Raw genomic sequence first — 15,685 nt, 5'->3', positions numbered from 1 at the left:
TTGGTCACATTTCCGGGTGGTGCTGTCAGATCTTCGAACTAGTGTTCGATGTATGGGTTGTTCGCGGGAGGACGTGTTGGGGGCTTTCGATGCCCTCGATACGGTCGTGGAGTCGATCCTGGCGTTGGACTACGACGCGCTCAGTGCGGCCGAGCGGGTGGGTCTGGATGCCCGGCTGGAACGCAACCTGCGCCGGCTGCCGGTGGCCGAACAGGCGTTGATCGCCTCGGTGATCGCCGAGACTGAACCGGCCCGTCTCGGTGAGGGCAGCTGGAAAAAGGTGCTGATCACGGCGTTGCGGGTCAGTGGTGCTGACGCGGGCCGACGGTTGAGGCGGGCCAAGACCCTGGGTCCGCGGCGCGGACTGACCGGGACGCCGTTGCCGCCGTTGTGGGAGTCCACTGCTGCTGCGCAGGCCCAGGGCCTGCTTGGTGAGGAGCACGTGGCGATCATCGCGAAGTTCCACAAAGACCTGCCGGCCTGGGTCGATGTCGACACCCGCGCCGAAGCCGATCGGCAGCTGGCCCGCAAGGGCGCCGGACTCGGGCCCGAGGAACTCGACGAGGCAGCGGGGCGGTTGATGATGATGATCGACCAGGACGGCCCCGAACCCTGCGACAAAGAGCGGGCCCGCAAACGCGGCATCCGGATCAGCAAGCAACATTCCGACGGCACCGCCACCATCTCGGGCACCCTGACCCCCGAAGCTCTGGCCGTCTGGCAGGCGATCTTCGCCAAAGAAGCCGCCCCCGGAGCCAACCTGCCCGAGTCTGAACACACCGAGGACAGCACATCCGGCGGCACGCCGCGCGACACCGAAACCTCGGACCACGCCGACGCATCGGGTGACGGCGAGACGTCAGGTGATGGCGTGGCCCCCAGCAGCACGGCGGGTCACGGCAACACGTCAGGTGATGATGGTGGCGACGCGCCGGCTGAGGACCACGATCCACAGCCCGAACGGCGGGGCTCTGATACCCGTACCCAGGCTCAGCGCAACCACGACGCCTTCCTGGCCGTCGGGCGCCGCCTGCTGGAATCCGGAGAACTGGGCACCCACAACGGGTTACCGGTGACGGTGATCGTCTCCACGACGCTGCAGGAGCTGGAGAAAGGCGCAGGGGTGGCGGTCACCGGCGGCGGATCGCTGTTGCCGATGCCGGATCTGATCCGGCTGGCCGCCCGGGCCCACCACTACCTGTACGTCTACGACCAACACAGCGGCCAGTCCCTCTACCTGGGCCGGGCCAAACGGTTGGCCAACGCCGCGCAGCGGATCGTGCTGCACGCCCGCGACCGCGGGTGTACGCGACCGGGCTGCACCGCACCCGGGTACTGGTGCCAGGCCCACCACGCCAGCGCCGATTTCGTCGACGGCGGACTGACCAACATCGACGACCTGACCCTGGCATGCCCGTGCGATCACCGCATGCTCGACAACACCGGCTGGCGCACCCGCAAAAACGGCAAGAATCAGACCGAATGGCTCCCGCCACCGGACCTCGACACAGGCCAACACCGCGTCAACGGCTACCACCACCCCGAACGCCACCTACTCCCCGAAGACGGCCTCCCCGAAGACGACCTCCCCGAAGACGACCTCCCCGAAGACGACCTCCCCGAAGACGGCCAAGGACCATGAACCCCGGGGGGCCCGTGACGTGGGACGCGGTCACCCGAAATTGCCACGCAAATACCGTGTCACGCACAAGATCAGCACTCGCGGCGATGTGGCTTGTCGTCAGGGGTCTGCGTCGAACGTGCCATTCCACGAGCGCACCCGCATGCGATTGTAGGGACGGTCGCTCACCACGGGCCGGCCCAGCTCGCCGGTCTCCATCATCGTGTAGGCGACAGCCTCGTCATCGTTGAACAGCGTTGCGAACGCGAGCCGTTCATCGACGATTCCCTGCACAAATTCCAGGGCGCCGTCCTCGCCGAGCCAGAAGTTTTCGCCCGGCCATCCACCGAAGTGCTGGTGATAGTCGCCGAGTCCGACGGTGATTTCCCCGTCGCCCCATGTGATCCACAAACCCTCGCCGACGTCCGCGGCAGCCGGCGCACTCACATCGATGACAACCATCTCCTCGCCACAGCCGTTCACTTCTCGCCGAGCGAGTGCACGCCACTCTGGAAATGCTGCGAACAGCGGCTCTCCGAAATTGCTATCCGAGTCTTTAGCCATCACCCACCCCCGAGGTCGAGATGAGCGTCAACCTAGCTTGGACGGCGCCGTGCGTCACCTCATTAACGGGCAACCACTGTTGCGTCGAGTCTTCCGGATCGCCGAACGTCCTATGAGGTTTCTCGACCCCTGAGCGTCTCTGACTGCGACGACAGCTGAGGCGGCCCCGTAGTCAGCGCGACGGCGTGAACGCGCGCAGGCGCAGGCTGTTGCTCACCACGAACACCGAGCTGAAAGCCATTGCAGCGCCGGCGATCATCGGGTTGAGTAGTCCGGCTGCGGCCAGCGGCAGCGCCGCGACGTTGTAGGCGAACGCCCAGAACAGGTTGCCTTTGATCGTGCTCAACGTCTTGCGGGACAGCCGGATCGCGTCCGGTACCGCCCGCAGGTCGTTGCTGACCAGCGTCAGATCGCTGGCTTCGATCGCGACGTCGGTACCGCTGCCCATCGCCAACCCGAGGTCGGCCTGCGCCAGCGCGGCGGCATCGTTGACGCCGTCACCGACCATCGCCACCACCTTGCCGTCGCGCTGCAGCCGCTTGACCGTGTCGACCTTGTCCTGCGGCAGCACCCCGGCGATCACCTCGTCGATACCGACCTCAGCGGCGACCGCGCGAGCCACTGCCTCGTTGTCGCCGGTCACCATGATCGGCGTCAGACCGAGCCTCTTCAGCAGGGAAATCGCCTCGGCTGAAGTCGGTTTCACCGCATCGGCCACCATCAGCACGCCACGGGCCTGTCCGTCCCAGCCCACGACGACCGCGGTCCTGCCGTCGGATTCGGCCCGGGCCACCGCCACCTCGAGCTCGCTTGGGATTTCGTGCGACCGGTCGGCCAGCAGGCGGAGGCGGCCCAGTAGCACCGCGCGTCCGTCCACCTGGCCCGACACGCCGAGCCCGCGCAGGTTGGTGAAGGCCGTAACCGCGGGCAACTCGCCGAACTTCTCCTGTGCGCCCGCGGCGATGGCGCGGGCGATCGGATGCTCCGACGAACTCTCCACTGCGCCGGCGACCCGCAAGACCTCGTCGGGCTGTTCGCCTTCGGCCGCGAAAACGTCGACCAGCGTCATGCTCCCGGTGGTCACGGTGCCGGTCTTGTCGAGGATCACCGTGTCCACCCGTCGCGTGTCCTCCAGCACCTCGGGTCCCTTGATCAGGATGCCCAGCTGTGCGCCGCGGCCTGTCCCGACCATCAGCGCCGTCGGCGTGGCCAAGCCCAGCGCGCAGGGGCAGGCGATGATCAACACCGCCACCGCCGCTGTGAACGCCGCCGCGACAGGGAATCCGCTACCGATCCAGAACCCCAGCGTGGCCACCGACAACGCGATCACGATCGGGACGAAGACACCGGAGATCCGGTCGGCCAGCCGTTGCGCCTGAGCCTTTCCGTTCTGCGCGTCCTCGACCATGCGAGCCATCTGCGCCAGCTGCGTGTCGGAACCCACGCGGTCGGCGCGAACCACCAGCCGGCCGTCGACATTCACCGTCGCACCGACAACCTGATCGCCCGGCTGCACTTCCTCGGGCACGGACTCGCCGGTGAGCATCGACGCGTCGACTGCCGAGGCGCCCTCCACCACCGTGCCGTCTGCGGCGATCTTCTCGCCCGGACGCACCACGAACTCGTCGCCGATCACCAACTGCTCGATCGGAATACGTTGTTCCGCACCGCCTCTGCGTACGGTCACTTCGCGGGCGCCCAGTTCCAGCAGCGCGCGCAGCGCAGCGCCGGCCCGCCGCTTGGCCCGCGCTTCGAAGTACCGTCCGGCCAGAATGAACGTCGTCACGCCGGCGGCCGCTTCGAGGTAGATGTTGGAGGTGCCGTCGGTGCGGGCGATGGTCAGCTCGAACGGATGTGTCATCCCCGGTATGCCCGCCGTGCCCCAGAACAGCGCGTAGATCGACCAGCCGAGCGCCGCGAGCGTGCCGATCGAGATCAGCGTGTCCATGGTGGCGGTGCCGTGGCGAAGGTTTGTCCACGCCGCCTGATGGAACGGCCACGCGCCCCACACCACTACCGGCGCGGCCAGCGTCAGTGAGAGCCACTGCCAGTACGTGAACTGCAGCACCGGGACCATCGCCATGGCGATCACCGGCACCGACAACGCCACGCAGATCAGTAATCGCCGCTTCAGCGCCGCGGTCGGATCATCGGTGGGTTCGGCAGGCTCGTCCGGGCGCTCCGGCAGTTCCGCCTGGTAGCCGGCCGACTCGACAGCCGACACCAGCTGCCCGGGGGAGACCTCGTCGCCGAAGGCCACGCGGGCCTTCTCGGTCGCGAAGTTCACCGTGGCGGTCACGCCGTCGAGTTTGTTGAGCTTCTTCTCGACCCGCGCCGCGCACGACGCGCACGTCATTCCCCCGATGGACAGTTCGATGGTGTTCATTGATGCTCGCCTCCATGGAGATGGGGCTCGCTTGTCGCGGGCACTGCGGCGTCGGGTGCGGGTCCGAGGGCGTGGCCGACCCACAGCGACGCCGCGAACACCACGGCGAGCATGGCGAGGAACGCGGCGATCTTCACCGGGGCGGCCATGTCGGTCATCCCGCCAGCGTGTAGCCGGCCTCTTCGACCGCTTCGCGGATGGCCGCGGGGTCGACGGGGTTGTCGCTGTCGATCGTCACCGTACCGTTGGAGATGTCGACATCGACCTCGCGAACACCGGGGATGTGGGTGAGCTCGGCGCGCACCGAATTCGCGCATCCGGCGCAGCTCATACCCTCGACGGTGATGGTGGTGCTCATCGGGCTCCTCCTCGCGGCTGCATTACCTATCTGTAGCATACCCCCCTAGGGTATGTAAATTGACTGGAGGGAGCACGAGCTTGTCGTCGAAACGCGGTCTGCTGATGGGAGCGGGCGCCGTCGGCGCCACCTTCGCGCTGCTGCTGTCCGGATGCAGCGACGTGGGGACCCAGTCGGCCGATCACGACCACACCACCCACCAGCATGAGGCCGAGCACGAGACGATGCCGGCCGGTGGCGCACACACCGACGCCGACATCGCCTTCGCCCGCGACATGGTCCCGCACCACGAGCAGGCCATCGTGATGAGTGACATCATCCTGGCCAAGCGCGACATCGACCCCCGCGTGACCGAGTTGGCCAACCAGATCAAGGCCGCGCAGGGCCCGGAGATCGCGACGATGCAGCAGTGGCTCGCCAAGTGGGGTACTGGCGCGCCGTCTGGCCACGAAGGGCACGGTATGGGCGGCGACCCGTCGGCACACGCGGCGATGGGCATGATGACCGAGGAACAGCTCGAGCAGCTCCGCCGGGCAGAGGGGGTCGAGGCCGCTCGCTTGTTCCTGACCGGGATGATCGCCCACCACGAGGGCGCGGTCACGATGGCGCAGACCGAGGTCGACACCGGTCGGGACCGGGAGGCTGTACACCTGGCCCACGAGATCATCGATACCCAGCAGCGTGAGATCGACGCGATGAAGCAGATACTCGGGTCGCTGTAGCCGATGCGCGTTCTGGTGCAGCGGGTGGCCTCGGCGCGCGTCACGGTGGCGGGCGAGACGGTCGGTGAGATCCGCCCCCAGAGTCAGGGGCTGCTCGCGTTCGTCGGGGTGACGCACGACGACGACGACGCCAAGGCCCAGCGGATGGCCGAAAAGCTCTGGCAATTGAGGATTCTCGACGACGAGAAGTCGGCCGGCGATATCGGCGCGCCGATCCTGGTGGTCAGCCAGTTCACCCTGTACGGCAACACCGCCAAGGGGCGGCGGCCGACATGGAACGCCGCGGCGCCCGGCGCGGTGGCCGAACCGTTGGTCGACGCGTTCGCCGCCGCACTTGGCCGCCTCGGCGCGGACGTGCAGACCGGCGTCTTCGGTGCCGACATGAGGGTTGAGCTCGTCAACGACGGCCCGGTCACCGTCTTGCTCGAGCTCTGACCTAACCGGCCGTGGTGACCTGAATCCCTTCGGAGGGTTGGACGATCACGAATCCTTCGCCGTAGAACGACACCTGCATCGCCTCACCCGAGCCGCGACCGATCAGCGCGCCTGCCTTGAAGCTGGTCTTCAGCTGCGTCTGCAGGTTCGCCGACCAGGCCACCACCGCGTTGGTGTCGGCGAACGTCGGCGCCTCGGCGGCGTTGAGCACCACCGGTGGGCCGTCGGTCGTCAGCGCGACCCAGCCGGTACCGCGCAATGTGGTGTTGAACAGCCCGCCGGCGACCATGCTGCCGCCCTTGACCCGTTCGATGTTCCAGTCGAGGCTCGACGAGAACGCCAACACGTTCTTGCCGCTGATCGACAGCCCGGAGTTGGTCAGGTTGAGCAGGTGCACGTCGTAGGCCCGTTCGGCGAGGAACACGTCGCCCTGGCCGGCGCAGCGCATCAACGGCAGTCCTTCGCCGGTGAGCGCCTTCTTGATGAATTTCGACGCGCCGCCACCCTCGAAGGCGAAATCGACATTGCCCTGATAGGCCACCATCGAGCCCTGCCTGGCCATGAACGGCTCGCCCAGGCGCACCCGGAGCAGCTTCGAGTTCTGGTTCGCGATCGGTTTGGCTTCCTTTTCGCTGAAGCGTCCGTCGACGAGTTCGCCGCTGATACCGGCGAATCCGTCCCCGCCGCCGGGGACCGGCTGAGCTTGATACTGCGCCGCTTGATGCTGCGGCGCCTGATGCTGCGGCGCCTGTTGCTGTGCCTGCGGGGTGGGCGCGCCGCCGAACGGTGCCCGGTGGACCTGTCCCTGGTGGGACACCTGGTCGGTCCACTGCTGTCCGTCATGCCACCGGTAGTCGAAGCGACCCTCGGGGTCGGGCTGCCAACTACCTTGTCCGGGTCCTGTCACCGTCTCCTCCTCGAGGTTGTGTCAGGTCAACCCTATGCGCGGTCACCCCGCGGGTCAGCTGGCATTCTGGGGATATGGCCAAGGAAATCGACCGTCAGCGCGCCCAGGGCGCCCTGGCCGTCATCAAGCAGCATCCCGCGATGGTGTTGTTCGCATTGTCCCCGGCGCTGATCGCACTCGGACTCGTCTGGTGGCTGTTGGGCGCGGGCTGGGCGGTGGTGCTGTTGGTCGTGATGGTCGTCGCCGGCGGCGCTGCTGTGGTGCTGAAGCGGAACTGAGCTGGTGGTTCAGCCCTGGGTGAACGCCGGCCTGTCAGGCTTGTAACGGTGTAAGCATGTAATCATGCGACATCATCCTCATGGCCGACGCTCCAGCCGCCCCGGCGGCTGGCAGCAGGCCGATCAACCCGATGCGGCCGACGCCGCCGACTGGTTCGCCGGTCGCCTGCCCGAGGGCTGGTTCGCCGGTGACCCGGAGGTCATCGTCGACCGCGAAGAGATCACCGTCATCGGTCGTCTCCCCGAGGCCGACAACCCCGAAAGCGAGGCTCGTGCCTCCGGCCGGGCTGCCCGCTTCCGTGAACAGACGCGCTCGGAGCGCATGCAGATCGCCGACGAAGCCGAGGCCCGCTACGGCCGAAAGGTGGCGTGGGGGGTCGAGGTCCACAGCGACGGTCAAACGGAACGCATCCTGTTCACCCACCTGGCGGTCCCGGTGATGACCCGGCTGCGGCAACCGGAGCGGCAGGTGCTCGACACGCTCGTCGACGCGGGCGTTGCCCGGTCCCGCTCCGACGCCCTCGTCTGGTCGGTGCGGCTGGTCGGCGAACACGCCGACGAATGGCTCGGCAAGCTGCGCGAGGCCATGCGCGAGGTCGATGACCTGCGCTCGGCGGGGCCGCAGCTCTAGACCCGGGTGACCGCCACGTAGCTCGAGTTCAGCGCCGCGGTCTGGGACAGCGGGTCCACCGGGCCGCCGTCGACGAGCAGGTTGCGGTTGACCCCGTAGCCCTGCGCGTCCGCTCCGCCGCGCGGGTCGAAAACCCTTGATCCCCAGCCGTGGTCGATGACCACCACACCGGGCCGCGGCTGGTCGCTGACCGAGGCGCCGAGTTCGACCGCGCCGACGGGGGAGGAGACCCTGACCCGGTCGCCGTCCCGGATGCCGAGTCGCGCCGCGTCGTCGGGATGGATGACGACCTCGCTGCCCTTGCCCGACGGATGCAGCCCGGGCAGGTCGTTGAGCCACGAGTTCATCGAATGCCGGTTCCGGCGGTTGGCAAGCTGGAACGGGTAACCCGGCGGTGGCTGCGGCACCGGTTCGGCGAGCAACTCGCGCGCGCGTGCCAGGAACTCGGGCGGCGCGACGTGCACCAATTTGTCGGGAGTGCGCAACGCCTCGCGGAAGTGTCCGAACTCCCGCGGCCCGAGCACCCAGCCGTGCGGATGACCCAGGATGTCACGCCACCTGATCCTGCGTCCGTTGACCTTTCGCCCCGTGGCCACAATCAACCGGTCGACCCACCGTGGCCCGAACTCGAGGCCGGGCCTGCGCGTCAGGCGCGCCAGCCGCCTGCTGGCGCGGACAAACCGGTTGAGCCCGGGCACCCCGAACAGCGGCCGGTTCATCGCCAACGCGAGGTCGACGAAGATGCGCCACTCCTGCCTGGCCTGTGCGGGCGGGTCGACCGCGCGGACACCGTAGTGCAGGTACGGCTCGTCGTGAAGACTGCTGGTGAATGCGAGCAGGTCGTCACGCTCCAGCCAGTGCACGGCGGGCAGCAGCCAGTGTGCGTGGCGGTGGCTCTCGCGCTGCACGAAATCGATCGCCACCAGCAGATCCAGTTGCGACAGTGCGTGATCCAGCTTGGCGCCGTCGGGTCCGGAGATCACCGGATTACCGCTGTTGACGATCAGCGCGCGGATCTGCCCGCGGCCGGGGGTGGTGATCTCGTCGGGCAGCTCGCTCAACGCGTGCGCGCCTGCCACCAGCGGCCGTCCGCGCAGCCGGCTGGTGTGCGGTTTCGTACCGGCCAGTTCGGCGAGTCGCAGCGCGTCGACGTAACCCGGCTCGAACCGTCGTCCGCCTGGACGGTCCATCCGGCCGGTGATGACGTTGAGGACATGGCCGAGCCATTCGGCGACCGTACCGGCGAGATGTAGCGAAACCCCGGTCCGCGTCACCACCATCGCCCGCGGCGATGTCGCGAACGCCGTTGCCACGTCGATGATCTGGGTGCGCGGAACATCGCAGCGCATGGCGAGATCGTCGAGGTCGACCTCGGCGACCAGCGTGCGCAACCTGTCGACGCCGACTGCCAGGTCGCTGCAGTCGCCGCGATGTTCCAGACCCCCGTCCAGGATGACCTTGATCATGGCGAGCAGCAGCGCCCAGTCCTGTCCCGGCCGCACCGCCACGTGCACATCGGCCTTCCCGGCGGACTCGGTGCGCAGCGGGTCGGCGACGACGATCGTGGCGCCCTGCTGCTGTCGGGCCAGGGCGCGGCGCCACCCGCCAGGCACCGATTCCAGCCAATTCCACGCGCTGACAGCCGGATTCGCACCTATCAACAGGAAGAAGTCACAGTTGTCCACATCGGAGACCGGCGCCAGCAACGCGGACCCGTACATCTTCTCCGCGACGACGTGCATGGCGTTCTGGTCGACCGACCCCACCGCGTACCGGTTGAAGGTCCCGACGGCGTCGAGCCAGCCGTTCATGAACATCAGGTTCGACGACGAGTAGCCGGCCGGGTTGCCGTAATACGCGCCGACGGCATCCGGTCCGTCGGCATCGATGGCGGCGTTCAGGCGCGCGGCGATGTCGTCGATCGCCTCGTCCCAACTCGTCTCGATGTAGCGATCGCCCACCCGCTTCATCGGGGCGACGATCCGGCGGGGATGCTCGACCACCTGGTGCGCGGTGCGGCCCTTCGCGCAGAAGTCCCGCCAGCTGTGCGGGTTCTGCTTGTCGGCCGAGATCTTCACCACGCGGTTGCCCTCGACCGTCACCTCGACACCACACGCGGCCAGGCAGTACCGGCAGAACGTGTGCACGGTCCGGCTCATGGCGTCATGGTGCCCCGAGCTGCGGGCTGCCGTCCGGCGAATTCAATTGAGCAGAGTGCCTAATCGGCGGCTCGCCGCGGTGCCTGATTGGCGGCTCGCCGCGGTGCCTGATCGGCGGCTCGCCGCGGTGCCTGATTGGCGGCTCGCCGCCGTGTCATCACCGGTTGACCATCGCCGCGTACTCGCCACCCCGCGCCAGCAGCTCCTCGTGGGTGCCGCGCTCGACGATCCTGCCCGCCTGCATCACCAGAATCAGGTCGGCATCACGGATCGTCGAAAGCCGGTGCGCGATGATGAAACTCGTGCGTTCGCGGCGCAGCCGCCCCATCGCGTGCTGGATCAGCACCTCGGTGCGGGTGTCCACCGAGCTGGTGGCCTCGTCGAGGATCAACAGCTGCGGCTGCGCAAGCACCGCGCGGGCGATCGTGATGAGCTGCTTCTCGCCGGCGCTGATGTTCGTGCCACCGTCGTCGATACGGGTCTCGTACCCGTCGGGCAGGGTGTGCACGAAGCGGTCCACGTACGCCGCCTTGGCCGCGTCGATCACCTCGTCGCGTCCGGCCTCAGGCCGCCCGTAGGCGATGTTCTCGTACACCGTGCCCGCGAACAGCCACGTGTCCTGCAGCACCATCCCGATGCGCGAGCGCAGCGAGGCGCGGCTCACCGTCGAGATGTCCACGCCGTCGAGAAGGATCCGGCCGGAGTCGACGTCGTAGAACCGCATCAGCAGATTCACCAGCGTCGTCTTGCCCGCGCCGGTCGGTCCGACAATCGCGACCGTGGTGCCGGGTTCGGCGACCAGCGAGAGATCCTCGATCACCGGTGCTCCGTGCTCGTAGCCGAACCACACCCGATCGAACTCCACACGGCCGCCCGGCCGGCCGTCGCGCGCAGGCAGGACGGCGGGGCTGTCGGCGGCGAGCCGCCGATCAGCCTCCGACGGCTCCTCCTCGGCGTCGAGAAGGTCGAAGACCCGCTCGGCGCTGGCGATCCCGGACTGCATCGTGTTGTACATCCCGGCGATCTGGGTGAGCGGCTGGTTGAACTGGCGGACGTACTGGATGAACGCCTGGATGCTGCCGAGGGTGATCTGTCCGGTCGCCACCTGCAGGCCACCCACCACCGCGACCGCGGCATAGCTGAGGTTGCCGATGAAGATCGTCGCCGGGGAGACCAGCCCGGACAGGAACTGGGCGCCGAAGCTGGCGTGGTAGACGTCGTCGTTGAGTTGACGGAACTGATCCTCGGCGTGGGCGCGGTGGCCGAATGTCTTGACGACGGTGAACCCGCTGTAGGTCTCCTCGATGTGGGCGTTGAGTCTGCCGGTGTTGGTCCACTGGGCGACAAACAGCGTGCGGGAGCGCTTGGCGATCGAGCGGGTGACCCACAGCGACAGCGGCACCGTGACCACGGTGAGCAGGGTCAGCAGCGGCGAGATCGTCAACATCATCACCAGCACCGCGATCACGGTCAGCACCGAGGTCAGCAGCTGGGTGATCGACATCGACAGCGACTGCTGGAGATTGTCGACGTCGTTGGTGACCCGGCTGAGCACCTCGCCGCGCTGGCGAGAGTCGAAGTAGCGCAGCGGCAGCCGGTGCACCTTGTCCTCGACGTCGGCGCGCAGGGCCACCATGGTCCGTTGCACGACGATGTTGAGCAGCAGTGCCTGCAGCCAGACCATCAGCGCCGCAACCAGATACAGGGCCAACGCCAGCGCCAGGGTGCGGCCCACCGCGCCGAAGTCCACCCCTTGGCCGGGGACCACGTCCATACCGGACAACAGGTCGGCGAAGGTGCCGTCACCCCGGGCCCTGGCCGCCTCGACGGCCTGCTCCTTGGTCAGGCCCGCGGGCAGTTGACGGCCGATGACGCCGTTGAACAGCAGGTCGGTCGCGTGCCCGAGGATGCGAGGGCCGATCACACCGATCGCGATGCCGCCGACGCCGAGCAGCATCACCGCGACGGTCATTCCCCGTTGTGGGGTGAGCCTTCTGAAGAGCCGCAGCGCCGACCCCGTGAAGTCACGCGAGCGGGTCTGGGGTGGTTCGGCCATCCGCATCGAGCGCGCCAGTGGCCCGGTCATCGCTCTCCCGCCGACACCGACTGGGAGTCGGCGAACTCCCGGTACGTCTCGCAGGTCTGCACGAGCTCGCCGTGCACGCCCGACCCGACCACCCGACCGTCGTCGACGACCACGATCAGGTCGGCGCCGGCGACGGTCGAAATCCGCTGCGACACAATGATCACGGTGGCGTCGGCGGAAGCCTCGCGCAGGCGCTCGCGGACGCGGGCGTCGGTGTGCACGTCGAGTGCGGAGAACGAGTCGTCGAAAAGGTAGATCACCGGGTCGCTGATGACCGCGCGGGCGATGGCCAACCGCTGGCGCTGGCCGCCGGAGAAGTTCATGCCGCCCTGAGCCACCCGCATCGACAGGCCCTCGGGGTGCGCGCGGACGAAGTCGTCGGCGCACGCCACGCGCAGTGCCTCCCACATCTGTTCGTCACTCGCATCGGACTTGCCGTAGCGCAGATTGTCGGCGACCGTCCCGGCGAAAAGGTAACCGCGTTGCGGCACCAGCCCGATCGCGCCCCACAGTCGCTCGATGTCCCAGTCGCGCACGTCGACTCCGTCCACGCTCACCGCACCGCCGGTGACGTCGTAGAGCCGGCAGACCAGCGAAACGAGCGTGGATTTCCCCGACCCGGTGGACCCGACGATCGCTGTGGTGGTGCCCGGGCGTGCGGTGAAGGAAACATCCTGCAGCACGGGCCGGTCGGCGCCGGCGTAGCTGAATGTCGCGCCGTCGAACCGGATCTCGCCGCCGACGGTCGACGGTGACACCGCCGCGGGGGAGTTGGTGATCGCAGGTTCGGTCGCCAGCACCTCGGTGATCCGCTCCGCGCACACCGAAGCGCGCGGGATGATCACCAGGATGAACGTCGCCATCAACACCGCGACCAGGATCTGCATGAAGTACGACAGGAACGCGATCAGCGAGCCGACCTGCATGTGGCCGGTGTCGATGCGCATCCCGCCGAACCAGATCAGCGCCACGCTGGACACGTTGATCACCAGCGTGGTCGCCGGAAGCATCAGCGCCTGCCAGCGGCCGGCTTCCAGCGCGCTGCCCGCCAACGCCGTGTTGGCCTCGGCGAAACGGTTGCGCTCGAACGGTTCACGCGCGAACGCGCGGACCACCCGCAGTCCGGTGAGCTGTTCGCGCATCACCCGGTTGATCCCGTCGATCTGACGCTGGACCCGCCGGAAGATCGGCAGCAGGTGCGACACGATCCAGTAGTTGGTCAACGCCAGCAGCGGCACGCTGACGAGCAACAGCCAGGACAGGCCGGCGTCCTGGTGGACGGCCATGAAGATGCCGCCGACGCACATGATCGGGGCGGTGATGAGCATCGTGCACGTCAGCTGGACCAGCAACTGGATCTGCTGCACGTCGTTGGTGGTACGGGTCAGCAGGGACGGGGCGCCGAACCGCGCGGTCTCCTCGGCCGAGAAGCCGGTGATGTGGTGAAACAGCGTCGAGCGCAGGTCGCGGCCCACCCCCATGCTGGCGCGGGACCCGAAGTAGACGGCGCCGACCGCGCACGCCACCTGCAGCGCGGTCACGGCGAGCATCACCGCGCCGAGTTCGACGATGCGCCGGAGGTCGCCCTGCGTCACACCGTCATCGATGATCGCGGCGTTGACCGTGGGCAGATACAGCGTCGCGAGCGTGCTGATCACCTGCAGTGCCGCCACCACCGACAGCAGGCGACGGTACGGCCAGGCATACCGTCGGAGCAGCCCCCAGAGCATCCCGCTACTGTCGCACACCCGGCGGGCGGTGCCGCTGTTCGGATGGCGCACCTGAGAATCCGATAAATGGGCTGGTCAGTCGGCATGTCGGTGGTTGACCCCCAGGGCTGCCGCTACAGTGCATGGCGTGACCCCCAGCTTCCGCGGACATCGTCGACCGGTGAAGGCCCTGGCCGTCGCTGCCGCGGCCATGATCCCGGTGCTCGGCGCGTGCTCCGACTCCGAGCCCACGGGCCCGGTGGTGCCGTCGACCGAGGCGCCGCAACAGAGCGTTTCGCACGGACCGTTCTTCCCCGAGTGCGGCGGGATCAGCGACGAGACGATCGCCCAGCTGACCGAGGTCCCGGGCCTGGTGAACACCGCCAAGACGTCCGTCGGGTGCCAGTGGCTGTCCGGGGGCTCGATCCTGGGTCCGCACTTCTCGTTCTCCTGGTTCCGCGGCAGCCCGATCGGCCGGGAACGCAAGACGATGGAGCTGTCGCGCACCAGCGTCGAGGACATCAACATCGAGGGCCACGACGGCTTCATCGGAATCAACGAGGACCCCGACCCGAAGATCGGCGTCAATCTGTGCGAGGTCGGTATCCAGTTCAACGACGACTTCATCGAATGGTCGATCAGCTACGCGCAGCCGCCGTTCCCGGACGCCTGCGAGGTGGCCAAGGAACTCACCCGCCAGTCGATTGTGAACTCGAAATGACCCGACGTGTGCTCACAGGAGCGATCGCCGCGCTCGCATCACTGGTCATGCTGACCGGCTGCAGCCAGACGGTCGCCGGTACCGCCGCCAAGTCCGGCAGCGGCGACGTGCCCCGCAACGACAACTCCGAGCGCAAGTACCCGAACCTGCTCAAGGAGTGTGAGGTTCTCACCGAGGACATCCTCGCCGAGACGGTCGGTGCCGACCCCCTGGACATCCAGAGCACGTTCGTGGGGGCGATCTGCCGCTGGCAGGCCGCCAACCCGGCCGGGCTGGTCGACATCACCCGCTTCTGGTTCGAGACCGGCAGCCTCGACAACGAGCGCAGCGTGGCCGAACAGCTGGAGTACCAGATCGAGAACCGGTCGGTCGCCGGCATCCAGTCATTTGTGATGCGGCCCAACGATCCCAACGGAGCGTGCGGGGTCGCCAGCGACGCCGCCGGTGTCGTCGGCTGGTGGGTGAATCCGCAGACCCCCGGCATGGATGCCTGCGGGATGGCGATAAAACTCATGGAGTTGACGCTGGCCACCCGCGCCTGACGGGGTCGCGCGCTCAGCGGGGGACGTGGAAGTCGACCAACTCCGCACCCCGCAGCGCGAGGCTTGCCCACGGTGTCGCGGTGCGCAGCACCGCTACCGCCGAGGTCGGGAACTTCGCCGAGATCTGCTGGTAGGCAGGGGTGTCGCTGCTCGGCTCGTCGGCCAGGCTCAGCGCCAGCGCCGACATCACCGGCTCGTGCCCGATGACGAGCAGGGTGGATACCACTTCGCCGAACCGGGACTGCACGTCGTTGATCTCCTCGATCACGATGCCGGGCGTCGCGTCGTAGATCCGGTCCACGTACTGCACCGGCGCGGTGATGCCGGTGCGCTCCAGCGTCTGCCGGGTGCGCGTCGCCGTCGAGCACAGCACCGCGTCCACCGCACCCACGTTCGCTCTGATCCATTCACCGGCCAGCGCGCCCTCGCGCACACCGCGCGGCGCCAGCGGACGGTCGTGGTCGACCACCCCGTCCGGATAGTCCGACTTGGCGTGGCGGAGCAAGACAAGCGTGCGATGTCGGTCGCTCATCCATTAACCGTAGGCCATGCCGGTGCGCGTCCAC

The 15,685-nt window shown here is 67.9% G+C and carries 16 protein-coding genes; 7 read left to right on the top strand and 9 right to left on the bottom strand.

Annotated elements, in window-relative coordinates; genetic code table 11:
• The first annotated feature begins 52 nt into the window (after nucleotides 1-52).
• On the top strand, nucleotides 53-1,642 hold the full coding sequence (locus BN976_RS10685; RefSeq protein ID WP_036370653.1) for an HNH endonuclease signature motif containing protein: 1,590 nt from the start codon (nucleotides 53-55) through the stop codon (nucleotides 1,640-1,642).
• Nucleotides 1,643-1,741: 99 nt separating this feature from the next.
• On the opposite strand, the gene BN976_RS10680 is transcribed toward BN976_RS10685, so the two are convergent.
• The 4 genes from BN976_RS10680 to BN976_RS10670 form a co-directional block, all read right to left on the bottom strand.
• Nucleotides 1,742-2,185, bottom strand: coding sequence for a hypothetical protein (locus tag BN976_RS10680; RefSeq protein ID WP_036370652.1), 444 nt, complete (start codon nucleotides 2,183-2,185; stop codon nucleotides 1,742-1,744).
• 172 nt (nucleotides 2,186-2,357) lie between these two features.
• Nucleotides 2,358-4,571 carry a heavy metal translocating P-type ATPase gene (locus BN976_RS10675; protein ID WP_011781602.1) on the bottom strand — a complete coding sequence of 738 codons (2,214 nt, stop codon included), beginning with the start codon at nucleotides 4,569-4,571 and terminating at the stop codon, nucleotides 2,358-2,360.
• Nucleotides 4,568-4,729, bottom strand: coding sequence for a hypothetical protein (locus BN976_RS33775; protein WP_158498018.1), 162 nt, complete (start codon nucleotides 4,727-4,729; stop codon nucleotides 4,568-4,570). The genes BN976_RS10675 and BN976_RS33775 overlap by 4 nt, the downstream gene beginning before the upstream one ends.
• Nucleotides 4,726-4,929 carry a heavy-metal-associated domain-containing protein gene (locus BN976_RS10670; protein ID WP_011781601.1) on the bottom strand — a complete coding sequence of 68 codons (204 nt, stop codon included), beginning with the start codon at nucleotides 4,927-4,929 and terminating at the stop codon, nucleotides 4,726-4,728. The genes BN976_RS33775 and BN976_RS10670 overlap by 4 nt, the downstream gene beginning before the upstream one ends.
• 80 nt (nucleotides 4,930-5,009) lie before the next feature.
• Here BN976_RS10670 and BN976_RS10665 point away from each other — a divergent pair, with 80 nt between their 5' ends.
• The gene (locus BN976_RS10665; protein ID WP_036370650.1) at nucleotides 5,010-5,651 is read left to right on the top strand and encodes a DUF305 domain-containing protein; all 642 of its coding nucleotides are present in this window, start codon (nucleotides 5,010-5,012) and stop codon (nucleotides 5,649-5,651) included.
• 3 nt (nucleotides 5,652-5,654) lie between these two features.
• Complete coding sequence (gene dtd / locus BN976_RS10660; protein ID WP_036370648.1) at nucleotides 5,655-6,086, top strand: D-aminoacyl-tRNA deacylase; 432 nt, start codon at nucleotides 5,655-5,657, stop codon at nucleotides 6,084-6,086.
• A 1-nt stretch (nucleotide 6,087) separates the two neighbouring features.
• On the opposite strand, the gene BN976_RS10655 is transcribed toward dtd, so the two are convergent.
• Nucleotides 6,088-6,993 (bottom strand): AIM24 family protein, encoded by a 906-nt coding sequence (locus BN976_RS10655; RefSeq protein ID WP_036370646.1) that lies wholly within the window; start codon nucleotides 6,991-6,993, stop codon nucleotides 6,088-6,090.
• 74 nt (nucleotides 6,994-7,067) lie between these two features.
• On the opposite strand from BN976_RS10655, the gene BN976_RS10650 reads away from it, so the two are divergent.
• On the top strand, nucleotides 7,068-7,271 hold the full coding sequence (locus BN976_RS10650; RefSeq protein WP_036370644.1) for a hypothetical protein: 204 nt from the start codon (nucleotides 7,068-7,070) through the stop codon (nucleotides 7,269-7,271).
• A gap of 64 nt (nucleotides 7,272-7,335) precedes the next feature.
• Complete coding sequence (locus BN976_RS10645; protein ID WP_036370642.1) at nucleotides 7,336-7,902, top strand: ATP-binding transcription factor AbmR; 567 nt, start codon at nucleotides 7,336-7,338, stop codon at nucleotides 7,900-7,902.
• On the opposite strand, the gene BN976_RS10640 is transcribed toward BN976_RS10645, so the two are convergent.
• The 3 genes from BN976_RS10640 to BN976_RS10630 all read right to left on the bottom strand — a co-directional run bounded on the left by BN976_RS10640 (nucleotide 7,899) and on the right by BN976_RS10630 (nucleotide 13,877).
• Nucleotides 7,899-10,061, bottom strand: coding sequence for a molybdopterin-containing oxidoreductase family protein (locus BN976_RS10640; RefSeq protein ID WP_036370639.1), 2,163 nt, complete (start codon nucleotides 10,059-10,061; stop codon nucleotides 7,899-7,901). The two genes, BN976_RS10645 and BN976_RS10640, sit on opposite strands and share 4 nt — an antisense overlap.
• Before the next feature lie 157 nt (nucleotides 10,062-10,218).
• Nucleotides 10,219-12,147, bottom strand: coding sequence for an ABC transporter ATP-binding protein (locus tag BN976_RS10635; protein WP_036370637.1), 1,929 nt, complete (start codon nucleotides 12,145-12,147; stop codon nucleotides 10,219-10,221).
• On the bottom strand, nucleotides 12,144-13,877 hold the full coding sequence (locus BN976_RS10630; protein WP_049778256.1) for an ABC transporter ATP-binding protein: 1,734 nt from the start codon (nucleotides 13,875-13,877) through the stop codon (nucleotides 12,144-12,146). Before BN976_RS10630 ends, BN976_RS10635 begins: the two co-directional genes overlap by 4 nt.
• A 118-nt stretch (nucleotides 13,878-13,995) precedes the next feature.
• Between BN976_RS10630 and BN976_RS10625 the strand changes: the two genes are divergently transcribed.
• Entirely contained in the window at nucleotides 13,996-14,577 is a 582-nt protein-coding gene (locus tag BN976_RS10625) for a DUF3558 domain-containing protein (RefSeq protein ID WP_011781593.1), read from the top strand.
• Nucleotides 14,574-15,119, top strand: a complete 546-nt coding sequence (locus BN976_RS10620) for a DUF3558 domain-containing protein (protein ID WP_011781592.1) — start codon at nucleotides 14,574-14,576, stop codon at nucleotides 15,117-15,119. Before BN976_RS10625 ends, BN976_RS10620 begins: the two co-directional genes overlap by 4 nt.
• Nucleotides 15,120-15,132: 13 nt before the next feature.
• Here the strand turns inward: BN976_RS10620 and BN976_RS10615 are convergent, their stop codons facing one another.
• A complete protein-coding gene (locus BN976_RS10615) occupies nucleotides 15,133-15,651 on the bottom strand; it encodes a SixA phosphatase family protein (protein ID WP_011781591.1) in 519 nt (172 codons plus the stop codon).
• Between the last annotated feature and the right edge of the window lie 34 nt (nucleotides 15,652-15,685).

Origin of the sequence: Mycolicibacterium austroafricanum, from assembly GCF_000612725.1 — a bacterium.
Taxonomy (GTDB): Bacteria; Actinomycetota; Actinomycetes; order Mycobacteriales; family Mycobacteriaceae; genus Mycobacterium; species Mycobacterium austroafricanum.
This window is presented reverse-complemented; position numbering and strand designations above follow the sequence as displayed.